At 66.8% G+C, this 20,635-nt stretch carries 17 protein-coding genes; 10 read left to right on the top strand and 7 right to left on the bottom strand.

Annotated features, from left to right (window positions below; translation table 11 throughout):
- Nucleotides 1-125: 125 nt before the first annotated feature.
- Together SF06_RS01460 and SF06_RS01455 are read right to left on the bottom strand one after the other, a co-directional pair.
- Nucleotides 126-446: a PA4575 family protein gene (locus tag SF06_RS01460; protein WP_027591064.1), complete on the bottom strand. Its 321-nt coding sequence runs from the start codon at nucleotides 444-446 to the stop codon at nucleotides 126-128.
- Nucleotides 447-608: 162 nt separating this feature from the next.
- Nucleotides 609-3,032, bottom strand: a complete 2,424-nt coding sequence (locus tag SF06_RS01455; protein WP_039559540.1) for a Lon protease family protein — start codon at nucleotides 3,030-3,032, stop codon at nucleotides 609-611.
- Between the two features lie 129 nt (nucleotides 3,033-3,161).
- Here SF06_RS01455 and SF06_RS01450 point away from each other — a divergent pair, with 129 nt between their 5' ends.
- Entirely contained in the window at nucleotides 3,162-3,944 is a 783-nt protein-coding gene (locus SF06_RS01450) for a TatD family hydrolase (protein ID WP_039559539.1), read from the top strand.
- Between the two features lie 50 nt (nucleotides 3,945-3,994).
- Here SF06_RS01450 and SF06_RS01445 read toward each other — a convergent pair whose 3' ends face one another.
- From SF06_RS01445 to scpC, 4 genes are all read right to left on the bottom strand, one after another.
- Entirely contained in the window at nucleotides 3,995-6,004 is a 2,010-nt protein-coding gene (locus tag SF06_RS01445) for a methyl-accepting chemotaxis protein (protein ID WP_039559537.1), read from the bottom strand.
- 149 nt (nucleotides 6,005-6,153) lie between these two features.
- Nucleotides 6,154-6,990, bottom strand: a complete 837-nt coding sequence (ampE, locus tag SF06_RS01440; protein WP_039559535.1) for a regulatory signaling modulator protein AmpE — start codon at nucleotides 6,988-6,990, stop codon at nucleotides 6,154-6,156.
- Nucleotides 6,987-7,550, bottom strand: coding sequence for a 1,6-anhydro-N-acetylmuramyl-L-alanine amidase AmpD (ampD, locus tag SF06_RS01435; RefSeq protein ID WP_039559534.1), 564 nt, complete (start codon nucleotides 7,548-7,550; stop codon nucleotides 6,987-6,989). The genes ampE and ampD overlap by 4 nt, the downstream gene beginning before the upstream one ends.
- 144 nt (nucleotides 7,551-7,694) lie before the next feature.
- Nucleotides 7,695-9,179, bottom strand: a complete 1,485-nt coding sequence (gene scpC, locus SF06_RS01430) for a succinyl-CoA:acetate CoA-transferase ScpC (RefSeq protein ID WP_039559533.1) — start codon at nucleotides 9,177-9,179, stop codon at nucleotides 7,695-7,697.
- Nucleotides 9,180-9,643: 464 nt separating this feature from the next.
- On the opposite strand from scpC, the gene SF06_RS01425 reads away from it, so the two are divergent.
- The 8 genes from SF06_RS01425 (at nucleotide 9,644) to ispA (ending at nucleotide 17,872) form a co-directional block, all read left to right on the top strand.
- Nucleotides 9,644-10,462, top strand: a complete 819-nt coding sequence (locus SF06_RS01425) for a M90 family metallopeptidase (RefSeq protein ID WP_039559532.1) — start codon at nucleotides 9,644-9,646, stop codon at nucleotides 10,460-10,462.
- Between the two features lie 78 nt (nucleotides 10,463-10,540).
- Entirely contained in the window at nucleotides 10,541-11,068 is a 528-nt protein-coding gene (ppa, locus tag SF06_RS01420) for an inorganic diphosphatase (protein ID WP_027590962.1), read from the top strand.
- Between the two features lie 483 nt (nucleotides 11,069-11,551).
- Complete coding sequence (locus tag SF06_RS01415) at nucleotides 11,552-12,202, top strand: TIGR04211 family SH3 domain-containing protein (protein ID WP_027590961.1); 651 nt, start codon at nucleotides 11,552-11,554, stop codon at nucleotides 12,200-12,202.
- 167 nt (nucleotides 12,203-12,369) lie between these two features.
- A complete protein-coding gene (locus SF06_RS01410; protein WP_027590960.1) occupies nucleotides 12,370-13,299 on the top strand; it encodes an ABC transporter substrate-binding protein in 930 nt (309 codons plus the stop codon).
- A complete protein-coding gene (locus SF06_RS01405) occupies nucleotides 13,293-15,650 on the top strand; it encodes an EAL domain-containing protein (RefSeq protein WP_027590959.1) in 2,358 nt (785 codons plus the stop codon). Before SF06_RS01410 ends, SF06_RS01405 begins: the two co-directional genes overlap by 7 nt.
- Before the next feature lie 66 nt (nucleotides 15,651-15,716).
- Nucleotides 15,717-16,481, top strand: a complete 765-nt coding sequence (locus SF06_RS01400; RefSeq protein WP_039559530.1) for a sulfite exporter TauE/SafE family protein — start codon at nucleotides 15,717-15,719, stop codon at nucleotides 16,479-16,481.
- Between the two features lie 261 nt (nucleotides 16,482-16,742).
- On the top strand, nucleotides 16,743-16,988 hold the full coding sequence (locus SF06_RS01395) for an exodeoxyribonuclease VII small subunit (RefSeq protein ID WP_037009183.1): 246 nt from the start codon (nucleotides 16,743-16,745) through the stop codon (nucleotides 16,986-16,988).
- On the top strand, nucleotides 16,985-17,872 hold the full coding sequence (gene ispA, locus SF06_RS01390) for a (2E,6E)-farnesyl diphosphate synthase (protein ID WP_039559528.1): 888 nt from the start codon (nucleotides 16,985-16,987) through the stop codon (nucleotides 17,870-17,872). The genes SF06_RS01395 and ispA overlap by 4 nt, the downstream gene beginning before the upstream one ends.
- A gap of 202 nt (nucleotides 17,873-18,074) precedes the next feature.
- On the opposite strand, the gene SF06_RS01385 is transcribed toward ispA, so the two are convergent.
- The gene (locus tag SF06_RS01385; protein ID WP_039559526.1) at nucleotides 18,075-19,133 is read right to left on the bottom strand and encodes a toxin-antitoxin system YwqK family antitoxin; all 1,059 of its coding nucleotides are present in this window, start codon (nucleotides 19,131-19,133) and stop codon (nucleotides 18,075-18,077) included.
- A gap of 113 nt (nucleotides 19,134-19,246) precedes the next feature.
- Here SF06_RS01385 and SF06_RS01380 point away from each other — a divergent pair, with 113 nt between their 5' ends.
- Nucleotides 19,247-20,590, top strand: coding sequence for an MATE family efflux transporter (locus SF06_RS01380; protein WP_027590954.1), 1,344 nt, complete (start codon nucleotides 19,247-19,249; stop codon nucleotides 20,588-20,590).
- Nucleotides 20,591-20,635 lie beyond the last annotated feature (45 nt).

Here is a 20,635-nt window from a genome sequence, read left to right as displayed (position 1 = left end):
GGAAAATGCGCGGGTTATCCACGCAAGCTGTTGATAAGTCGGTGGAAAGACCTGTTCACAGGACCCGCCGGGACCCGCCGCGCGGCATCTGCGGACAGATTGCGCAGAAAAGCTCCAACGCAGGGTCAGGGCCAGGCACGGCGTTGCGGCTGGCCGTTCAGCTGACGCAGACGAGCCTGCATGTGCAGCCGCCAAATGGGTTGGTCGGCCACTTCCCGATAACCCTGCTCGCGCAGGTTGTCGACGATTGCCGCCAGCACCCGGGCGGCCTCGCCGGCGCCCAGGAACGGACCCTGCACCTTGATCTCCGTGGGCTGCGCCCCGCTCAGCCCGGCCGCGCACAGCAGCGTCCAGCGTCCGTTGCCACCGGCCAGCGCATGGATGCGGGCCTCGATGCGCATGCTCATGCCCAGGTATTCCCGGACCAGGCAGATGTGATGCGACATGACTCTTCTCCCAGGGGGGCTGTTCCCAGCCCGGAGCAGTCCGGGCACAGCTGGGAGTTATCCTCAAAATATGTGGATAAGTCTGTGGGCGAGCGCTGAAAACCCTCTGTCAGCCGCCGTCACGCCTGACTGGCACACACATCGCTCAGCGACTGACCAGTTTCAGCTGGAGGCCGGCACCTTGGCGGCCTCATGGACCGCCTTGCGTTCCTCTTCGTCCAGCTCCACTTCGGCGATCTCGCGCAGCCGTTCCACCACACGGGCGTTTACGCTGCCAGCGGGAAACTCGCCCTGCGCATCGGGCGCGCCGGCCGGCTCGCCGACCAGCAGGCTCAGCGCCTCGTCCACATGGCGCACCGCATAGACGTTGAAGCGGCCTTCGCGCACCGCCTGCAGCACTCGCTCATCCAGCATCAGGTTGCTGATGTTGGCATAGGGAATGATAGCTCCCTGTTCGCCGCTCAGCCCGCGCGCTTCGCAGAGGCGGAAGAAGCCTTCGATCTTCTCGTTGACGCCGCCCACCGCCTGCACCTCGCCAAACTGGTTGATCGAACCGGTGATGGCGAAGCCCTGCTTGAGCGGCGTGCGCGACAGCGCGGAGATCAGTGCGCAGACCTCGCCCAGCGAGGCACTGTCGCCGTCCACGTAGCCATAGCTCTGCTCCAGGGCGATGCTGGCGGAGATCTCCAGCGGGAATTCCTGGGCGTAGCGGCTGCCGAGGTAGCCGGTGAGGATCATCACCCCCTTGGAGTGGATAGGCTGGCCAAGGTTGACTTCACGCTCGATGTCGACGATGCCCGAGCCGCCCGGATAGACGGTGGCGGAAATACGCGCCGGCAGGCCGAACGCCGAATCGCCGACCTCCAGCACGGTCAGACCGTTGCAGCGGCCGATGGCCGCGCCCTCGGTATCGATCAGGATGATGCCGGCCAGCATGTCGTCCAGCAGGCGCGCCGACACACGCCCGGTGCGGCGCTCCTTGGCCTGCAGCGCGCGCTCCAGGTGCGCCGCATCGGTCAGCGCATCGCCGGCCAGCTGGCGCAGGAAATCGGCCTCGCTGAGCAGCTGGAACAGATCGCCGATGCGCGCGGTGAGACGGCCCTGATGCTCGGCCAGGCGCGCGCTGTAGGTGGCCAGGCGGGCCACGGCGGCGGCGGTGAGCGGCGCCAGGCCTTCTTCCGAGGTGCGCGTCTTGATCAACTGGGCGAACTGTTCGAGGCTGTCCTCGGCCAGCGGGATTTCTTCGTCGAAGTCCACCAGCACGCGGAACAGCTCCTGGAAGTCCGGGTCCAGGTCCTGCAGCGCGTAATACACCTGGCGCGAACCGATGATCACCACTTTGACGTGCAGCGGGATCACCTCCGGGGTCAGGGTCACGGTGGCCAGCCGGCCCAGTTCTGCCAGCGGCGATTCCATCTTCAGCTTGCGCGACTGCAGGGCGCGCTTGAGGCCGTCCCAGACGAAGGGCTCGCCGAGCAGCTTCTCGGCCTCGACGATCAGGTAGCCGCCGTTGGCCCGATGCAGCGCGCCGGGGCGCAACTGCCGGTAGCTGGTATAGAGGGCACCCTGGTCCGTGCTGTACTCGATGCGCCCGAACAGGTTGTCGTAGGTCGGGTGCGGCTCGAACACCACCGGCGCGCCGCCGTCCAGCGGCTGGGCGACCACCAGCCCGGGGGCATACAGCTCCTGCAGGTCGTTGCGCTTCTGCACGTCGGTGCGGCTCTCGTCCACCAGGGTTTCCAGCACGGTGCGCAGCAGGTTGACCTGCATGGCCTGCAGGTAGGCACCGACCCCGGCGTTTTCCGCGTACTTCTCCGACAGCGGCGCCAGCAGCGGCTGCAAGGCCAGGGTGATGGTTTCCTCGTTGAGCTGGCGCAGTCGGTTGCTGCTTTCGCGCTTCCATTGCGGCAGGCTGGAAAGCTCCTCGTTGAGCCGCTCTTCCAGGTGACTGATGTCGCTGTGGAAGCGCTCGCGCTCGGCCTCCGGCAGTTGGGCGAACTCCGCCTCGTCCAGCGCCTTGCCATCCTTCATCGGCGTGAAGGCGACGTTGGCGCTATCCCGGTACAGAGCGATGCCCCGCTCCAGCGCCAACTTCTCGATGATGTCCAGGGCCTGGTCATAGCGCTGGTTGAAGGCACGGTCGATGGCGCTCTTCTTCTGCTGATAGCTGGGCTGTTCGAACACCGCCGGGAAAGTGGCCAGCAGGTTATCGATCAGCGCTTCCAGGTCGGCGATGAACGCCGCCGCCGTGCCGGCGGGCAGCTCGAGCACGCGCGGCTCGCGCGGCTCATCGAAATTGTTCACATAGACCCAGTCCGCCGGCGCCTGCAGGCGTTTGGCCTCGGCCTTCAGATAGCGCTGCACGAAGGAGAAACGCCCGGTGCCCGGCTCCCCCATGACGAACAGGTTGTAGCCCGGCCGCGGCATGGCCACGCCGAACTGCAGCGCCTCCACCGCCCGCTCCTGCCCCAGCACGCCGCGAAACGGCTCCAGTTCATCGGTACTGGCGAAGCGGAATTGCTTGGGATCACAGGGTCGGGTCAGGGCTTCGGGGGACAGGCGCAGCAGGGCGGCGAAATCAGACATCGGGAATCCTTGCAGGAGCGGCAGCGGCCGCGACGGTTGCGGCATTCTGGCGCCCTGCCCGAGTCACGGCAAGGCGCGACGCGGAGCGCTGCCTCCCGGCGCGCGCCCGTGCGCGCTATCCTGTGCGCCATGCGCTATATCGACACCCACAACCACCTGGATTTTCCCGAGTTCGACGCCGACCGCGCCGCCGTACTGGCGCGCAGCCGGGCACTGGGCGTCCAGCGCCAGGTGCTGATCGGCGTCAGCGAGGATCACTGGGACAGGTTGTGGTCGCTGGCCTGCGCCGAGGACGGACTGCACGCCAGCTTAGGCCTGCACCCCTGCTTCCTCGACCGGCATCGCCCCGAGCATCTGACGCAACTGCGCGAGCGCCTGGCGCGGCATGCCGGCCACGAGAAACTCTGCGCGGTGGGCGAGATCGGCCTGGACTACTACCTTGAACAGCCGGACAAGCCGGCCCAGCAGGCACTGTTCGAAGCCCAGCTGCAACTGGCACGCGAATTCGAGCTGCCGGCTTTGCTGCATGTGCGCCGCGCCCACGCCGACGTGATCGCCATGCTCAAGCGCCTGCGGGTGCCGCGCGGCGGCATCGTGCATGCCTTCAGTGGCAGTTCCGAGGAAGCACGGGAATACCGCCGCCTGGGCTTCTTCCTGGGGCTGGGCGGCGCCGGCACCTGGCCGCAGGCCAAGCGTATGCACCGAATGCTGGCGCAACTTTCGCTGGAGGATGTAGTGCTGGAAACCGATGCCCCGGACATGGCCCCGGCCAGTCATCCGGGCCAGCGCAACAGCCCGGAATTCCTGCCGGCCCTCTGCACGGAGCTGGCGAAGCTCATGGGCGTCGAACCCGAGGCACTGGCCGAGGCCGGCTATCGCAACAGCTGCCGGCTGTTTGGCTGGTCCGCGTAGGGCGGCGTTGCCCACCCTACGCGGCGACCCCGCGCATACGGTTCGCCCGTTCACACCTTGAACGTACCGATCAGCTGCCGCAGCCGGGCCACCGAACCCGACAGTTCGCGGCTGGCCTGTTCGGCCTGCGACGCGCCTTCGGAGGTGCGCTCGCCGGCCTGGCTGATCTGCACGATGTTCTGGTCGATGTCGTGCGCCACGGCAGTCTGTTGCTCGACGGCGGCGGCAATCTGCTGGTTCTGGTCGACGATGGCGCTGACCGCGGCAAGGATGTTCTCCAGGGCCTGCTGCACTGCATCGGAGTGGCCTGCGGTGGCATCCGCCTGACTATGGCTGGCGTGCATGCCGTCGACGGCCGCGTTCACGCCTTCGCGCAGGCGGACGATCATCTGTTCGATTTCCGCCGTGGACTGCTGGGTGCGTTGCGCCAGGCTGCGCACCTCGTCGGCGACCACCGCGAAGCCACGCCCCTGCTCACCGGCGCGGGCCGCCTCGATGGCGGCGTTGAGCGCCAGCAGGTTGGTCTGTTCGGCCACACCCTTGATCACGTCCAGCACCTGACCGATGGCCTGGCTGTCGGCGGCCAGCCGGTTGATGCTCGCCACCGCGCGATCGAGGCCTGCAGCCAGCTGCTGAATCTCCTGCACCTGCTTGCCCACCAGTTCGCGCCCGGCATGACTCTCCCGGTTGACGCCCTGGGCGTTGCTCACCGCCGTGGCGGCGCTGCGCGCCACCTCCTGGGCGGTGGCGGACATTTCGTTCATCGCCGTGGCGACCTGGTCGATACGCTCGCGCTGCTCGCGCACCGCCTGGCTGCTCTGGCTGGAGATCTGCTCGACGCGCTGCGCCTGTCCCTCCACCTCGGCGGCGGTCTGCGCGACGCGCTCGATCAGCGAACGCACCTGGGCCACGCTGGTGCTGAAGTCCTGCCCCAGCTCGGCCAGCTCGTCGCGGCTGGCGGCCTGAAAGCTGACCGTCATGTCACCGGCCGCCACCTGCTGCATGACCCCGCGCAGGGCCTGCAGGGTCTGGCGGATCGACAGGTAGAAAGCACCGTACAGGTAGGCGATCAACAGCAGGGCGCCGAGCATGGCGGCCAGCAGGCCGAACATGCGAATACGCTGCGCATCCAGGCGCTCGGCCAGGCTCTGGTCCAGCCGCTGCAGGCTGGCATCCTCCAGCGCGTGGGTATGCGCCAACAGGCGGCCCATCCCGTCGAAGAACTCGGGCCAGGGTGTGCTGAGGCTGTCGGACATCACCACCTCATCCTCCAGCCGGACGGCCAGCTCCCCGAGGCTTTTCAGGCTGGCGTCCGCGTGGGACGCCAGCACGCCTTGACGCACGGGCTCCAGCTGCAGGGCGTAGGCACCCTGGAGCTTTTCCAGGGCGACCAGCAATTCGTCCAGGCGCATGCTGTCATTGGAATGCAGTACGCCTTGACCCAGCGCCGCCGCGCCAATGGCGCGCAACTGCCCCAGCAGCCCGGTGACTTCAGCGGTGTCGCGACTGAGCAGCTCGATGCGCTGGCGCACATCCGTCTCGGCGTCCTGCCCCAGACCGCTGTCGTTGACGATTCGGTTGATGAACACCTGGGCGGCCGTGTACAGGCGCTCGGCGTTTTCCGCCTTGTTGTGCTGGGACGGCTCGTCCGCCACGGCTTGCAACTGGCTCGCCAGGGCGCTGCGCTCCTGGTCCAGCACTGCCCGCACCGCGAGCGGGAACATGTTGGTAGGTAGCGCCTGCAGCTGTTGGCGCAGCCGCTGCTGCAGCTCGCTGATGCGGCTGTCGAGCAGCGCCTTGTCATGCTGCGGCTCGGTGGCGCGGATCGCCAGAAGGCCCTTGAAATCCTCGAGGCCGCGGCGGGCTTCGAGCGCGGCATCCAGCAGCACCAGGCTGTTGCGGGCCCGCTCGGTCTGCCCGTACTGCACGTAGGCATCGCGCAGCAGGTAGAAACTGGTGACGAGAATAGGCAGGAAGAACACGACACTGATCAGCCCGAACTTCATGCCGAAGCCAAGCCGGTCCATCAGCCGCATGGCTGGATACAGCAGCGCCTTCATGAGAGATCCCTCTTATTCTTATTAGCAGGGCTTGCCACGCAGACCTTGCACGCGACCCGTCGTCGCGATGGCAAACTGCCTCATCTATAAACGATATCGACTCCAGGGTGGGTAACTAAAGGTAAACGGCGGCGAGCCCGTCGCAGAACTCAGACCAGCAGGATCCACAGGGCAAATACCGCGTACCAGAGCACCGCGGTGCGCACCAGCAGCTGCCAGAGCGCATCCAGGCTTTCTGCGCCGGCCTCGCCCCGGGGGGCGCCCTGGCATTCGCCGGCGGCACGCAGCGCCGCGCCCACCAGCCGCTCGGCGGGCAGATGCCAGTTCAGCAACTCCGGCAGCAGCACCCGGTTGACCGCCACGAAGTTGCCCACCAGCCCCATGCTGGCCGCCAGGGCGCGAGCCGGCAGCCAGTCCAGCGCATGACGAAGCTGGCCGGCCAACTCGCGCAGGGCCTGTGCCGAGGCCTGCGCCTCGATCAGGGCAAGCAGCCGATACGCCAGCGCGGCCAGCGGGCCGAGCAGCGCGTACCAAAAGATGACGGCGAAGAAGGTCTCGTGGGCCTGCCAGCCCAGCCGTTCCTGTACCGCCGGCAGCAGTTCGTCGGGGCCCTCGGCACGCACCTGCAGGTCGCGCTCGGCAGCCAGCGAGGCGGTTTCCAGCTCCTCGCGCCGCCAGGCATCCCGGAACGCGCCCAGCGCGGCCTGCACATCGCTGCGGCCCAGGCTGTACAGCAGCACCAGCAGGTGGACCGGCAAGGCCAGCCAGCCGTAGACAACCGGCTGCAGCAGCCAGAGCAACACGGCCAGCACCAGCAGCGGCGGCAGCAGCAGTGCCAGCAACAGCAGCCAGGGGTGCTGCGCCAGACCCGGCCGGCGTTCCACCCGACTCAACAGGCGCAGCCAGGGTCCGTCCTGCTGCACGCGACGGCGCCAGCCAGAAAACTTTTCGATCCAGAGCACCAGCAACAGAACGATGAAATTCATACCCAGGTTCCTCGTACTTCCAGGGCGGCGCGCAGGCGCGCCCAGTCGAAGGCGGGGCCGGGATCGGTCTTGCGTCCCGGCGCGATGTCGCAGTGCCCGCAGATGCGCTCGACGGTAATGGCCGGCCAGGCCTGTCGCAAGCGCTCGGTCAGCTCGATGAGCGCCTGGTACTGCTGATCCGTGTACGGCTGTTCATCGGTACCTTCCAGCTCGATGCCCAGGGAGAAATCGTTGCAGTTGTCGCGCCCCTGGAACTGCGACACACCGGCGTGCCAGGCACGGTCCAGGCAGGACACGAACTGGGTGACGGCGCCATCACGCTCGATCAGAAAGTGCGCGGACACCTGCAGTTGGCAGATCTCCGCGAAGTAGGGATGCTCCTCGGCCACCAGCTGATTGCCGAAGAATGCCTGCACCTTGCCGGTACCGAACTGCCCGGGCGGCAGGCTGATGTTATGGATCACCAACAGGGAAACTTCCCCGTGCGGACGCTGGTTGTAGTTGGGCGAGGGGCAGTGGCGAATCCCGCTGACCCATCCGGTAGACGTATCCACGCGCATAACGACTCCTGCTGCAGCGCCCCACTGTAGGCGCTCGGCTCGCTCAGGCCAAGCCCGGCGGCCGGCGGGTGCCGGTTCGCCAGTCACCCTAACGAAAAAGGCCCCGATGATCACTCATCGGGGCCTTCGCCGTGCGGTGCGCGCTTACAGCATCGAGCCGGTTTCTTCCAGCTGGATGTGCCACTCCAGCGCTTCGCGCAGGATGTGCGGGGTCTGACCGCCCTTGGCGCAGGCGCGCTCGAAGTAGTCGTTCAGCTTGTCGCGGTAGCTGGGGTGCACGCAGTTGTCGATGATCACGCGGGCGCGCTCGCGCGGCGCCAGGCCACGCAGGTCGGCCAGGCCCTGTTCGGTCACCACGATGTCCACGTCATGTTCGGTGTGGTCGACGTGGGAAACCATCGGTACCACGGAGGAGATCTTGCCGTCCTTCGCGGTGGACTTGGTGACGAAGATGGCCAGTGCGTGGCGGGCGAAGTCGCCCGAACCGCCTATGCCGTTCATCATCTTGGTGCCGCCCACATGGGTGGAGTTGACGTTGCCGTAGATGTCGAACTCCAGCGGGGTGTTGATGCCGATGATGCCGATGCGACGGACGATTTCCGGATGGTTGGAGATTTCCTGCGGACGCAGCACCAGCTTGTCCTTGTACTTCTCCATGTTGCCGAACACGCGGTCGTTGCAGCGCTCGGACAGGGTGATGGAGCAGCCCGAGGCGAACTTCATCTTGCCGGCATCGATCAGCTCGATGGTGCAGTCCTGCAGCACTTCGGAGTACATCACCAGGTCCTCGAAGGGGGAGTCCTTCAGGCCGGTCAGCACGGCGTTGGCAATGTTGCCGATACCGGCCTGCAGCGGACCGAGGTTGCGCGGCAGGTTGCCGGCTTCGACTTCGTTCTCGAGGAACTTGATCAGGTGGCTGGCAATAGCGGCGGTTTCTTCGTCCGGCGGGGTGACGGTCGAGTAGGAGTCCGGCTGGTTGGTGACCACGATGGCGGCGATCTTCGCTGGGTCGACCGGGATGGCGGTGGTGCCGATGCGGTCGTCGACCTTCAGCAGCGGAATCGGCTGACGGTTCGGGCGATAGGTCGGGATGTAGACGTCGTGCAGACCTTCCAGGTTCGGGTTGTGTGCCAGGTTCAGCTCGACGATGACCTTGTCGGCGAACAGCGCGAAGCTGGCGGAGTTGCCCAGCGAGGTGGTCGGCACGATGTGCCCCTGCTCGGTGATGGCAACGGCTTCGATGATGGCGACTTCCGGCTTCTTCAGCTGCTTGTTGCGCATCATCTCCACGGTGTGGGACAGGTGCTGGTCGAAGAACATCACCTCGCCGGCGTTGATCGCCTTGCGCAGGGTGGCATCGGCCTGGAACGGCGAGCGACGGGCCAGCAGGCCGGCTTCGGTCATGACCTTGTCCAGATCGTTACCCAGGCTGGCGCCGGTGAAGAGGTTGATCTTCATCGGGGTCTTCTTGGCGCGCTCGGCCAGCGCCATGGGCACCGCCTTGGCTTCGCCGGCACGGGTGAATCCGCTCATACCGACTGTCATGCCGTCCTGAATCAAGGCAGCAGCCTGCTCGGCGCTCATGACTTTGCTGTGAAGAGAAGACAGGCGGATGCGATCGGTATGCATGTGCGGACTCTCTGGCTACCGGGGTGGAATTGAGGCGGCATTCTAACGACTGAGCAAAAAATGCACCTACGACGTAAGTCGAATACAAGGCGCAGCGGCTTTGCTATCCCTCGTCAGTCGCCGAGCGACCGCGTAGAACGCGCGTTCCAGAGCGATTCGGATGCCGACGAGGGGCGGCATGACCGTTCGGCGGATTCTTTCAAACAGCTGTTCGAAGGTATCGATTGACCCGCCGGTCACAGCTGTTACCCTTGCGCCGCTCTCGCCGGCAGGTTCGGTCAGGTACCCGTCCGGGGGAGTACGCCAAGGCTCACGAGGCTGCGCGCGTCCCCGATCCGCCGGTGCCTATACCGGACTCCCGAGCAGGCTCTGCAACGGCTATCGGCCGGCAGAGCCGGGCTCCCCTTGCCGTCACCGCGCCGCTTGCTTAAGGTGGCCCTCCCATTACGCCGCCCTCCGCTCCCATGTGGTCATTTCGCGCCTGGCGCCGTCGCCGCCTGCTAGCCCGCCACCCTCTCGATCACCAACTGTGGCAACAGGTGCTCGACAGCCTGCCGATCCTCGACGGCCTGAACGATGCCGAGCGCCGGTTGCTTGGCGAACGCTGCATCCTCTTCCTGCACGCCAAGCACCTGACCGCCCTGCCGGGCGTGCAGATGGACGCCTTCGCGCGCCTGCGCCTGGCAGCCCAGGCGCAACTGCCGCTGCTGAACCTCCCCGACCTGGACTGGTACCAGGGCTTCCATGAGCTGGTGCTGTACCCGGACGACTTTGTCAGCCCGCAGAAGCACCGGGACGCCAGCGGCGTCGAACATATATATGAAGAGGCGCGCAGTGGCGAAGCCTGGCACCGCGGCCCGGTGATCCTCGCCTGGCCCGGCGTGCAGGAAAGCGGCGGCTGGGACGCCTACAACCTGGTCATCCACGAGCTGGCCCACAAGCTGGACATGCTCAACGGCGACGCCAACGGCTTGCCACCCCTGCACGGCGACATGCGCCTGGCCGACTGGGCCAGCACCCTGCAGTCCGCCTATGACGCCATGAACGCCACCCTGGATGCCAATCCGCACGCGCACACCCCGATCGATCCCTACGCGGCGGAAAACCCGGCCGAGTTCTTCGCCGTCACCAGCGAATACTTCTTCACCGCGCCGGACCTCCTGCACGAGGCCTTCCCGGAGGTCTACCGGCAGCTGAGTCTGTTCTACCGCCAGGACCCGCTGACCCGGCTGCGTACGCTGCAGAGACGACATCCCGACTATCAGGAACCCGCCTCTCGATAGCGCGCGTCGGTGATTGCCCCTATAATCCCGCCACTTTTTTCGCCCCCGGCCACCTCGGCCGAACACGGAGCCGCCTTCATGAGCTACAGCAACCTGCCCGCCGGCAAAGACCTGCCGAACGACATCTATGTCGCCATCGAGATTCCGGCCAACCACGCGCCGATCAAGTACGAAATCGATCACGACACCGACTGCCTGTTCGTCGACCGTTTCATGGCCACCCCGATGTTCTACCCGGCCAACTACGGTTTCATCCCGCACACCCTGGCCGACGACGGCGACCCGCTGGACGTGCTGGTGGTGACCCCGTATCCGGTCGCTCCGGGCTCCGTGATCCGCTGCCGTCCGGTCGGCGTGCTGAACATGACCGACGAAGCCGGCGGCGACGCCAAGCTGATCGCCGTCCCGCACGACAAGCTGACCCAGCTGTACAAGGACGTGAAGGAATACACCGACCTGCCCCCGCTGCTGATCGAGCAGATCAAGCACTTCTTCGAGAACTACAAGGATCTGGAGAAGGGCAAGTGGGTCAAGGTTGAAGGCTGGGAAGGCGCCGATGCCGCCCGCGCCGCCATCATCAAGGCTGCCGAGGCTTACCAGAAGTAAGTCGGAGCACCAACGGAAAGCCGGCCCACGAGGCCGGCTTTTTTATGCCTGTGAAATCGAAATACAGTCGGCATTTCTTTGCCAATAAAAAACCCGCCGAAGCGGGTTCTTTTATTGGCCATCCGACATCCTGTCGGGTGACGTCCTGTCCTGGCCATCTTCCTTGATCCGAGCACATCCTGTGCTGCAGCGAGGCCTATTCTGCGCGACAGGGCGGCAGCCCCATAGAGTGATACGCAGCGCGCGCTTGTAAGCCTTTTGCCATAGCGAGCCGGAAAAAGGTGATGCCGTGCGCACCATGCTCGACCAAAGCCCAATCCCTGCTCGGGAACTTTTCCGGTTTCCTGCGTTCCCAGCCACTCGTCGCTCCCGGGACACCATGGTCTACTCGCAGCGCCATTGAAGCCGGGTAGACTAACCGCCCTTTTCGCCGGTCCGTTCGTCGGGCTTTCCGTTTCCTCAACATGTGAAGTTCGTATGTACATGTCCCGTCATCCTTCCGCCCGCTCCCTCTCCTTTTCGCGCCGCGCCCTGGGTGGCGTGTTCGGCCTGCTGGCGCTGGGCGTCGTGTCCCAGGTGCAGGCCGCTCCGGCCGACCGCTGGGTCAACGACAGCCTGAATACCTTCGTGCGCAGCGGTCCCACCGATGGCTATCGCATTGTTGGCGCCCTGAAGTCCGGCCAGAAGGTCACCTTGCTCACCACGCAGGGCACCTACAGCCAGATTCGTACCGAGTCCGGCGAGACCGTGTGGATTCCCAGCCGCGATCTGCAGGACAGCCCCAGCCAGTTCGAGCGCCTGCCTGCGCTGGAGCAGGAAGTGACCGACCTGCGCGAGCGCCTGGGCGGCATCGAGAACACCTGGAAGACCCGCGTGCAGGGCATGCAGGAAACCCTGGACTCCCGCAAGGCATTGATCGACGAGCTGGAAGCGCAGCGCAAGGCACTCAGCGCGGAGCTGGCCCAGGCCCAGGCGGACCTGCGCACCGCCCGTGAGCGCCTGGGCGATGAAAAGAACCAGCTGCTGATGGACTACATGGTCTACGGCGGCGGTATCGCCGGTGCCGGTCTGCTGCTCGGCCTGGTGCTACCGGCCCTGACCCGCGGCCGTAAACGCAACGATCGCTGGTTCTGAAAGCTTGCGGCGCAACGCCGCAGTCTGGCAGGGCTCACCTGCGGAGTGGCGCCCATTAGAATGGGTTCTGCCACTTCGCCAGCAGGTCGTTGAGGTGGGAAACGCTTTCGCCATGATGGCACTTGGCTATAGGCTATGACCTGAAGTCAGCGGAACGGAATTTCGCTATGCGTCGCCTCTGTCTCCTCGTCCTCCTCTGCAGCGCTCTGTTCGGGTGCAGCGACAACACCGATGACCTGCGCATCGGCAGTAATCGCTGGCTGGGTTACGGCCCCCTGTACGTCGCCGACGACCTGCGCTGGCTGGAACCCTCGGGTTTCCGGCTGCTGGAATATCCGAGTTCCAGCGGGGTGCTGCGCGCCTTTCGCAACGGCCTGCTCGACGCGGCCATGCTCACCGTGGACGAAACCCTGCGCTTAATGGCCAACGGCCACGACCTGGAAATCCTGCTGATCACGGATATTTCCGCGGGCGCCGATGTGCTCTACGGCATGCCGCCGCTGCGCGAACCGGCCGACCTGCGCGACAAGCGCGTCGGCGTGGAGGACTCGGCCCTGGGCGCCTTCTTTCTGGCCCGGATGCTCGACCGCGCCGGGCTGCGTCACGATCAGTTGCACGTGGTCAGCCTACCCGTGCAGGAACATCGCAGCGCGATGCAGGAAGGGACGCTCGACGCGGTCATCACCTTTGCCTCGGAAGGGCCCGCCTTACAGGCGCTCGGCGCCCGACGCCTGATGGACAGCCGTGACCTGCCCAATGAGATCATCGACGTGCTGGTGGTCGACCGCACGCGCGTCAGCCCGCAAGCGCGTCGCCGTCTGCAGGCCCTCTGGCACGAAAGCCTGGCGCGCTGGCGCCAATCCCCCGATTACATTGATGGTGTACTGATGCGCCGCCTGGGCCTGGACGAAGAAGCCCTGCGCCTGACCCGCGAGGGCCTGCTGATGGGCGATCTGGCCCTTAACCGGCAGTTCTACGAAAGCGGCCAGCTGCTCAAGAGTCTGCACTGGACCCATGACTACCAACTGGAACGCGCCCTCTTGGCCGGCCCACTGGACTACCAACGCCTGCTCGACTGCGGGGTGTCCGCATGCTGACCCGCTTGTCGCTGCGCAAGTCCCTGCCCCTGTTGCTGGGGCTGTTCGCCGGTCTCTACATCCTGCTGATGATCGGCCTGCACCTGCCGCGTACCGCGCGCCTGGCCGAGGAAGACCTCAAGCGCTACACCGAGCAGATCCTCATCCTGGTGCAGAGCAGCGCCAGCGATCACCTGCGCCAGCGCCGCACCGACGAGTTGCAGAGCGTGCTGGCGGACCTCGGCAGCCTGCCCGGGGTGCGCTGGGCCATGGTCATCGACGACCGCCAACGGGTGATCGCCGCCAGTCGCCTGGGCCTGGATCCCGGCGAACAGCTGGGCGATGCAGGCACGCTGCAGACCCTGCTCGGCGGCGACCGCTCGCGATGGCAGCCGCTGCAGGAGCGTCGTTATCTGGCCAGCTATCCACTGGTTCACACCTATGCGCAGGGGCAGTTGCTGCGCAACAACCTGCTGGTCAGCCTCGACTACGAACAGCATCTCGACCAGCGCCGCTCCAACGCCTGGATGTCCCTGACCCAGACCCTAGGTCTGTTGCTGCTACTCGGCCTGCTGCTCAACCTTTTATACGGCCGCCTGGTGACCCGCCGGCTGGGCGTCATCAGCACGGCCGTGCAGCGCTACGCCAGTGGCGACAGCAATGCCCAGGCCAGCGTTGGCGGGCGCGACGAGATCAGCCGCCTGGCCGAGAACTTCAATCAGATGATCCAGCAGCTCGGCGAAAACCAGACTGCCTTGCGCGACAGTGAGCAACTGCTGCGCAATCTGGTCAGCGCGGCGCCGATTGCCATGCTGATCATCGATGCCGACGGGCGTGTGGAAGAGGCCAACCCGGCCGCAGGCCGCCTGTTCGGCCGCTCGCTGCGTAGCCTGGCCGAGCTGCCCAGCCAGGCGTTGCTGGGCGAGCCGAACTGGCGCCAGCTGCAGGAGCGGCCCCGCCAGCAGCAGGAGATCACCGTCCGCTGCGGCGACCGGCCGTTGTCGCTGGAAGGCTCCTGCACACCTTTCGAGCGCAACGGCCAGGCGTTCCACCTGTTGCTGCTGCACGATATCGGTGATCGCAAGCGCGCCGAGCAGCGCCTGCGCCATCTGGCCAACTTCGACCAGCTGACCGAAGTGGCCAACCGCAATCACCTGCTTATCCGTCTCGACGAGCTGCTCGCCCGGGGCGGCCCGCTCAGCCTGCTGTTCCTCAATATCGACCACTTCAAACGCATCAACGACAGCCTCGGCCACGACATCGGCGACCAGCTGCTGCGCGCGGTGGCGGACCGCCTGCGACTGTACGCCAGCCCCCGCGACCTGCTGGCGCGCCTGGGCGGCGACGAGTTCCTGTTCCTGCTCGACGGCCGCGACAGCGCCGCCGCCGTGGGGCTGGGCGAGCGCCTGCTGGAGGCCCTGCGCCAGCCGTTCCAGGCCCGTCAGTACTCGCTGTACATCACCGCCAGCCTCGGCATCACCCAGCACACCGGGCGCGGCGGCACAGGCAGCGAACTGCTCAAGCAGGCCGACCTGGCGCTGCTACGCGCCAAGACCGAGGGCCGCAACCGGCTGGCCTGTTTCGACAGCCAACTGGCGGCCGAGGCGGAGGAGCGCCAGCGCATGGAAGACGAACTGCGCCTGGCCATCGCCCGCGAGGAGTTCGAGCTGCACTACCAGCCCCAAGTGGACAACGACAACCGCCCCCGCTCGGTGGAGGCGCTGCTGCGCTGGCGCTCGCCGAGTCGCGGCCTGGTGTCGCCGCTGCAGTTCATCCCGGTACTCGAAGACACCGGCATGATCCGCGACGTGTCGCGCTGGGTGTTCCGCCAGGCCTGCCGGCAGGCCGTACAGTGGTCCGCCCAGGGTCTGAAGCTGCGCGTGGCGGTCAACCTCTCGCCGCTGGACTTCCGTCAGCCGAACCTGGCGGAAATCCTCACCGGCATCCTTGCCGAGGAAGGCGCGCCGGCCGAACTGATCGAGCTGGAACTGACCGAAAGCGCGCTGCTGGAGTCCGACGGCAGCGTGCAGGAAACCTTGCGCCGCCTGAAGGAGATCGGGCTGCCGCTGTACCTCGACGACTTCGGCACGGGTTATTCCTCGCTCACCTACCTGCAGAAGTTCCGCTTCGACGGCCTGAAGATCGACCGCCAGTTCGTCGCCGAACTCCCCGAAAACCCGCGCTCTGTGGCGCTGGTACGCGGCATCCTGACCATGGCCGCGCAACTGGGTCTGGAAGTGGTCGCCGAAGGCGTGGAAAACGAACGGCAGGCGGCCTTCCTGCGCCTCAACGGCTGCCATCGTCTGCAGGGTTTCCTGTTCGCCCGGCCGCGGCCGGCTGCCGATTGCGCATGGCAGGCACAACGGGCTTAATAGCTGCGCTCCATAACGGTGCACGCTTCTTAAGCCCCATTGCCATAAAAACAAGATGAGCCCGCCATGAGTCTTCTGGATGCCCTGCTGATCCTCGTCGCCGGTTTCGCCGCCGGCGGCATGAACGCCCTCGCCGGGGGCGGCACCTTCTTCTCCTTCCCCGCCCTGCTGGCCGTCGGCCTGCCGCCGGTCACCGCCAACGCCACCAATGCCGTGGCCCTGTGGCCCGCCAGCCTGGCCGGGGCCTGGGCGGCACGCCCGTCCCTGCGCGGACTCGGCAGCTACCTGCTGCCGCTGCTGCTGGTCGGCCTGCTCGGCGGCGCGGCCGGCGGCATCCTGCTGCTGCTCAGCGGCGATGATCTGTTCAGCGATCTGATTCCCTGGCTCCTGCTGATCGCCACCCTGCTGTTCGCCGCCAGCCCCTGGCTGAGCCGCTGGCTGGCCAAGCGCCGCCGCGAAGCCGACCAGGTGCGCCACAGCGCACCGGCGCTGCTGGGCCACGGCCTGGTCTCGATCTACGGCGGCTACTTCGGCGCCGGCATGGGCATCCTGCAGCTGGCGGCGTTCTCCATCGAGGGTCACGCGCTCAACCGCGCCAATGCGCTGAAGAACCTGTTCTCGGCGATGATCTACACCGTCGCCAGCCTGACCTTCATCATCGCCGGCCGGGTGAGCTGGAGCGAACTGGTGATCCTGCTGGCCGGCGCCACCCTTGGCGGCTACGCCGGCGGCGCACTGGGCGAACGCCTGCCACCGAAGTTCCTGCGCGCCCTGGTGCTGGTGGTCGGCGGCGGCATGACGCTCTACTACTTCTGGAAGGTCTACGCCTGATCGATCCGTGGATCCGCGCTCACCCCAACGGCGAGGCGTCCGTAGGGTGGACAACGTCTTCCTTGTCCACCATTGCCCCGCGCTAAACCTGACGGCGGCCAGAACAACGCTGACCGACCTACGACCAGGCTAACCGCAGGTGGACAACGCCTTGCTTGGCTGCCGATGGGCTAGACCCACCCGAGCGGCCTGACGCCCATTTGCCGCTAGGCCCCGGCTCTGCTAGTGTCGCGCCCGATTTATCGTTCCGAGACCTGCGTCATGGCCACCCGCAAGAAAGCCCCCCTGGATTTCGAACAATCCCTCGCCGAGTTGCAGCAGCTGGTCGAGCGGCTGGAAGGCGGCGAGCTGTCGCTGGAGGAGTCGCTGAGCGCCTTCGAGCAGGGCATTCGCCTGACCCGCGACTGCCAGGGCGCGCTGGGCCAGGCCGAGCAGAAGGTACAGATGCTGCTCGAGCGCGACGGCGAAACCCGCACCGAGCCGTTCGAGGCGGATGACCAGGCATGATCGAGAGTTACCAGAAAGACTGCCAGCGCCGGGTCGATAGCGCGCTGGAAACCCTGTTCATGCCGCCGCGTGCGGAGCTGGAACGCCTGTTCCGCGCGATGCGCTACAGCGTGATGAACGGCGGAAAGCGTGTGCGTCCATTGCTGGTCTATGCCGGCTGCCAGGCGCTGCAGGGCGATCTCGAGCAGGCCGATGGCGCCGCCTGCGCCGTGGAGCTGATCCACGCCTATTCGCTGGTGCATGACGACCTGCCGGCGATGGACGACGACGACCTGCGCCGCGGCCAGCCCACCACCCACAAGGCCTTCGACGAGGCCTGCGCGATCCTCGCCGGCGATGCCCTGCAGGCGCTGGCCTTCGAAGCGCTGAGCCAGCCGTCTGGCAACCCTGCCGATCCGACCTTGCGCCTGGAAATGTTCGCCCAGCTGGCCCGTGCGGCGGGCGCAGCCGGCATGGTCGGCGGTCAGGCCATCGATCTGGAATCCGTGGGGCGCCGTCTGGACCAGCAGGCCCTGGAGACCATGCACCGGCACAAGACCGGCGCGCTGATCGAAGCCAGCGTGCGCCTGGGCGCCCTGGCCAGCGGCAAGGCCGAGGCCCTGCGACTGGAGGCACTGCAGACCTACGCCCGGGCCATCGGCCTGGCCTTCCAGGTGCAGGACGACATTCTCGACGTGGAAAGCGACACCACCACGCTGGGCAAGACCCAGGGCAAGGATCAGGCCCACGACAAGCCGACTTACCCCGCCCTGCTCGGCCTGCCCGCGGCCAAGGCCTACGCGCTCGAGCTACGCGACCAGGCCCATGCCGCGCTGGCCGGATTTGGCGAGGCGGCCGAACCGTTGCGTCAGCTGGCCAATTTCATCGTCGAACGGCGCTCGTAACGGCGCCCTCCGCCTCGGTGGGTAATCGCTGCGCGAGTTACCCACCCTACCGACTTCTCGCCGAACGTTCGTGGCGCCTGACGGTGGCCAACGCATTGCGTTGATCACCCTACGGTTTGTGCACGTCACGGCGCAGGGCGATCGGCGTCTTTCCGGCCGCCGGGGATACGGCCGCCGGAAGGCACCGCACGCGACTGAATGGCTAGAACACCTCGCGCTCCTGGCGCAGGGGCAGCGGCGTCAGGCCGTTGGGGCCGATGCGCTCGGCCTTGCGCACCTCGCCGGTCTGCGGGTCGTATTCCAGGCGCAGCACCGGCATGCCGTTGCCGTCCACCCGCACCTCCTGCAGCAGCCGGCCTTCCTCGTCGAAGCGCTCGTGGCTGCCCACGCTGATCCCGCCGACCTGCGACCCCCGGTAGCGCAACCGGCCGCTGTTCCAGTACTGCTCGATCCTCATCAGCGCCGGACCGTTTTCCTCTTCCTGCAGGATGCGGCGCTCCTTCAGACGACCGTTCAGGTACCACTGGCTGTCGCTGAGCAGTTGGCCGTCCTGCCAGTAGCTCTCGCGCAGCAGCTGGCCGGTCTGCGCCCACTCGCGCTCGAAGCCCTCGCGCCGGTCCTCCGGCTGGCCGACCCGGAACGACGACTCGCTGCGCGCCTGGCCGTTGCTGAAGTAGCGCACCCGCACGTCATGATCGCCATTGCGCCGTTGGAGGCTGGCCAGGCGACCGTTTCGATCGTACTCCTCGCGGCGCAGCAGCTCGCCATGCAGCCAGATCTCCCGCGCGGTGACCCGCCCGCTTTCGTCGTGCAGAGGCAGCTCGCTAGGTTCGCCGGAGAAGCCGCACCAGGCCCGGTCACGCCCTTCCAGCAAGGGTCGGTCCGCGCAGCGCAGACTGCTCAGGCGGCCGTCGGCCAGCAGCGCCACGCTGGCCAGCTCACGCCCCTGTCCGTCCACATAGGCCAGCCGGCTGAGGCTGGCGTCTTCGCGGAAGTTCTTCTCCAGGCCTTCGCGGCGACCCTCGACGAACTGGGCCTGATAACGCACCACACCATTGGCATAGAACTCGCGCAACAGACCGTGCGGACGGCCCTGCGCATCGACCTGTTGGTCGCGCAGCACCCGGCCGGCGGCATCGAACTGGCGTTGCACGGAGGCCACCGGCTCGGCATTGAGCGCACGCGCCGCCAGGAAGCCATCGAGAATGACCAGCAGCGCCAGCGATGCTCCAAACCGTAGCCAGTGCGGGCGTTTATTCACTCACCCTTCTCCTTATTCCGGGGTGCGCGACCGCGCGCCACACCCTGCGACGCTACACAGACTAGCAGCGGGCCATCGCGCCTGCCGTGGGCTCTGCGGGTATGATGGCCGGCATGTTTCGACTCCTTCTTGATGACTGGCGCCATGCGCCGACCCAGCGCCGCGTCTGGGCACTGACGGCTCCCCTGCTGCTCTCCAACCTCAGCGTGCCACTGGTGGCGCTGGTGGATACTGCCGTGATCGGCCACCTCAGCCACACCCATCAGTTGGGCGCGGTGGCGGTGGGCGCCAGCCTCTACACCCTGCTGATCTGGTGTTGCGGCTTCCTGCGCATGGGCACTACCGGCTTTGCCGCCCAGGCCAGCGGGCGGGGCGATGGCGCGGCGCTGCGCCAGTTGCTGGTGCAGGTCGGGCTGCTCAGCGTGGCGCTGGCCGTGCTGCTCGGCCTGGCGGCACTGCCGCTGAGCGACGCCGCCCTGGCAGTGATGGCGCCCTCGACGGCGCTCGACGACCTGGCCCGCGAGTACCTGCACATCCGTCTACTCGGCCTGCCGGCGATGCTGGCCAGCCAGGCGCTGATCGGCTGGTTTCTCGGCGCGCAGAACGCTCGCGCGGCGCTGGCAATCCTGCTGGGCATCAACCTGCTCAATCTGCTGCTCGACTTGTGGTTCGTGCTCGGCCTGGACTGGGGTGTGGCCGGCGCCGCGCGCGCTTCGGTGGTTGCTGAGTGGAGCGGTGCGCTGCTCGGCCTGTTGCTGTGCCGCGGCGAGCTGGCCCGGCATACCGGCGCGTTTTGCCTGGCGCCATTGCGCCAATGGTCTCAATGGCGGCCACTGCTCGCGGTGAACCGCGACATCCTGATCCGCTCGCTGCTGCTACAGGGGGTGTTTTTCCTGGTCACCGTGCAGGGCGCGCGGCTGGGCGATGCCACGGTGGCCGCCAATGCCTTGCTGCTCAATGGCCTGCTGCTCACTGCCCACGCGCTGGACGGACTGGCCCATGCGCTGGAGGCGCTGTGCGGCCACGCCATCGGCGCCCGGGATCGCGTCGCCCTGCGCCGCAGCCTGGTGATCGCCGGCGGCTGGTCGCTACTGGGCAGCCTGGCGTTCGCCCTCCTATTCCTGCTGGCCGGCGAGCATTTCCTGCGCCTGCAGAGCGACATGCCGGAGGTGCTCGCCACCGCTCGTGAGTACCTACCGTGGCTGGCGCTGCTGCCGCTGATCACGGTGTGGAGCTACCTGCTGGACGGCCTGCTGATCGGCGCCACCCGGGCGCGGGAAATGCGCGACGCCATGCTGCTCGCCGCCGTGCTGGCCGTACCCGCCGGCTGGCTACTGCAGGGTTTGGGTAACCATGGTCTGTGGCTGGCCTTCTGCCTGTTCATGCTGCTGCGCAGCCTGGGCATGGCGGTGCTGGCCCGGCGGCTATGGCCGCGACTGGGACAAGCGGATTCGTAGGGGGGACAACGCCTTCCTTGTCCGCCGTCGCCACGGTGCCGGGGC

It is taken from the genome of Pseudomonas flexibilis (genome assembly GCF_000802425.1).
Taxonomy (GTDB): Bacteria; Pseudomonadota; Gammaproteobacteria; order Pseudomonadales; family Pseudomonadaceae; genus Serpens; species Serpens flexibilis.
This window is presented reverse-complemented; position numbering and strand designations above follow the sequence as displayed.

Bases quoted from the DNA above. Each gene is read 5' to 3' on its own strand.
- SF06_RS01395 (WP_037009183.1), top strand. From the start codon at position 16,743: ATGGCCACCCGCAAGAAAGCCCCCCTGGATTTCGAACAATCCCTCGCC.
- SF06_RS01460 (WP_027591064.1), bottom strand. From the start codon at position 446: ATGTCGCATCACATCTGCCTGGTCCGGGAATACCTGGGCATGAGCATG.
- SF06_RS01455 (WP_039559540.1), bottom strand. From the start codon at position 3,032: ATGTCTGATTTCGCCGCCCTGCTGCGCCTGTCCCCCGAAGCCCTGACC.
- SF06_RS01415 (WP_027590961.1), top strand. From the start codon at position 11,552: ATGTCCCGTCATCCTTCCGCCCGCTCCCTCTCCTTTTCGCGCCGCGCC.
- ispA (WP_039559528.1), top strand. From the start codon at position 16,985: ATGATCGAGAGTTACCAGAAAGACTGCCAGCGCCGGGTCGATAGCGCG.
- ppa (WP_027590962.1), top strand. From the start codon at position 10,541: ATGAGCTACAGCAACCTGCCCGCCGGCAAAGACCTGCCGAACGACATC.
- SF06_RS01425 (WP_039559532.1), top strand. From the start codon at position 9,644: ATGTGGTCATTTCGCGCCTGGCGCCGTCGCCGCCTGCTAGCCCGCCAC.
- SF06_RS01405 (WP_027590959.1), top strand. From the start codon at position 13,293: ATGCTGACCCGCTTGTCGCTGCGCAAGTCCCTGCCCCTGTTGCTGGGG.
- ampE (WP_039559535.1), bottom strand. From the start codon at position 6,990: ATGAATTTCATCGTTCTGTTGCTGGTGCTCTGGATCGAAAAGTTTTCT.
- ampD (WP_039559534.1), bottom strand. From the start codon at position 7,550: ATGCGCGTGGATACGTCTACCGGATGGGTCAGCGGGATTCGCCACTGC.
- scpC (WP_039559533.1), bottom strand. From the start codon at position 9,179: ATGCATACCGATCGCATCCGCCTGTCTTCTCTTCACAGCAAAGTCATG.
- SF06_RS01450 (WP_039559539.1), top strand. From the start codon at position 3,162: ATGCGCTATATCGACACCCACAACCACCTGGATTTTCCCGAGTTCGAC.
- SF06_RS01380 (WP_027590954.1), top strand. From the start codon at position 19,247: ATGTTTCGACTCCTTCTTGATGACTGGCGCCATGCGCCGACCCAGCGC.
- SF06_RS01400 (WP_039559530.1), top strand. From the start codon at position 15,717: ATGAGTCTTCTGGATGCCCTGCTGATCCTCGTCGCCGGTTTCGCCGCC.
- SF06_RS01410 (WP_027590960.1), top strand. From the start codon at position 12,370: ATGCGTCGCCTCTGTCTCCTCGTCCTCCTCTGCAGCGCTCTGTTCGGG.
- SF06_RS01445 (WP_039559537.1), bottom strand. From the start codon at position 6,004: ATGAAGGCGCTGCTGTATCCAGCCATGCGGCTGATGGACCGGCTTGGC.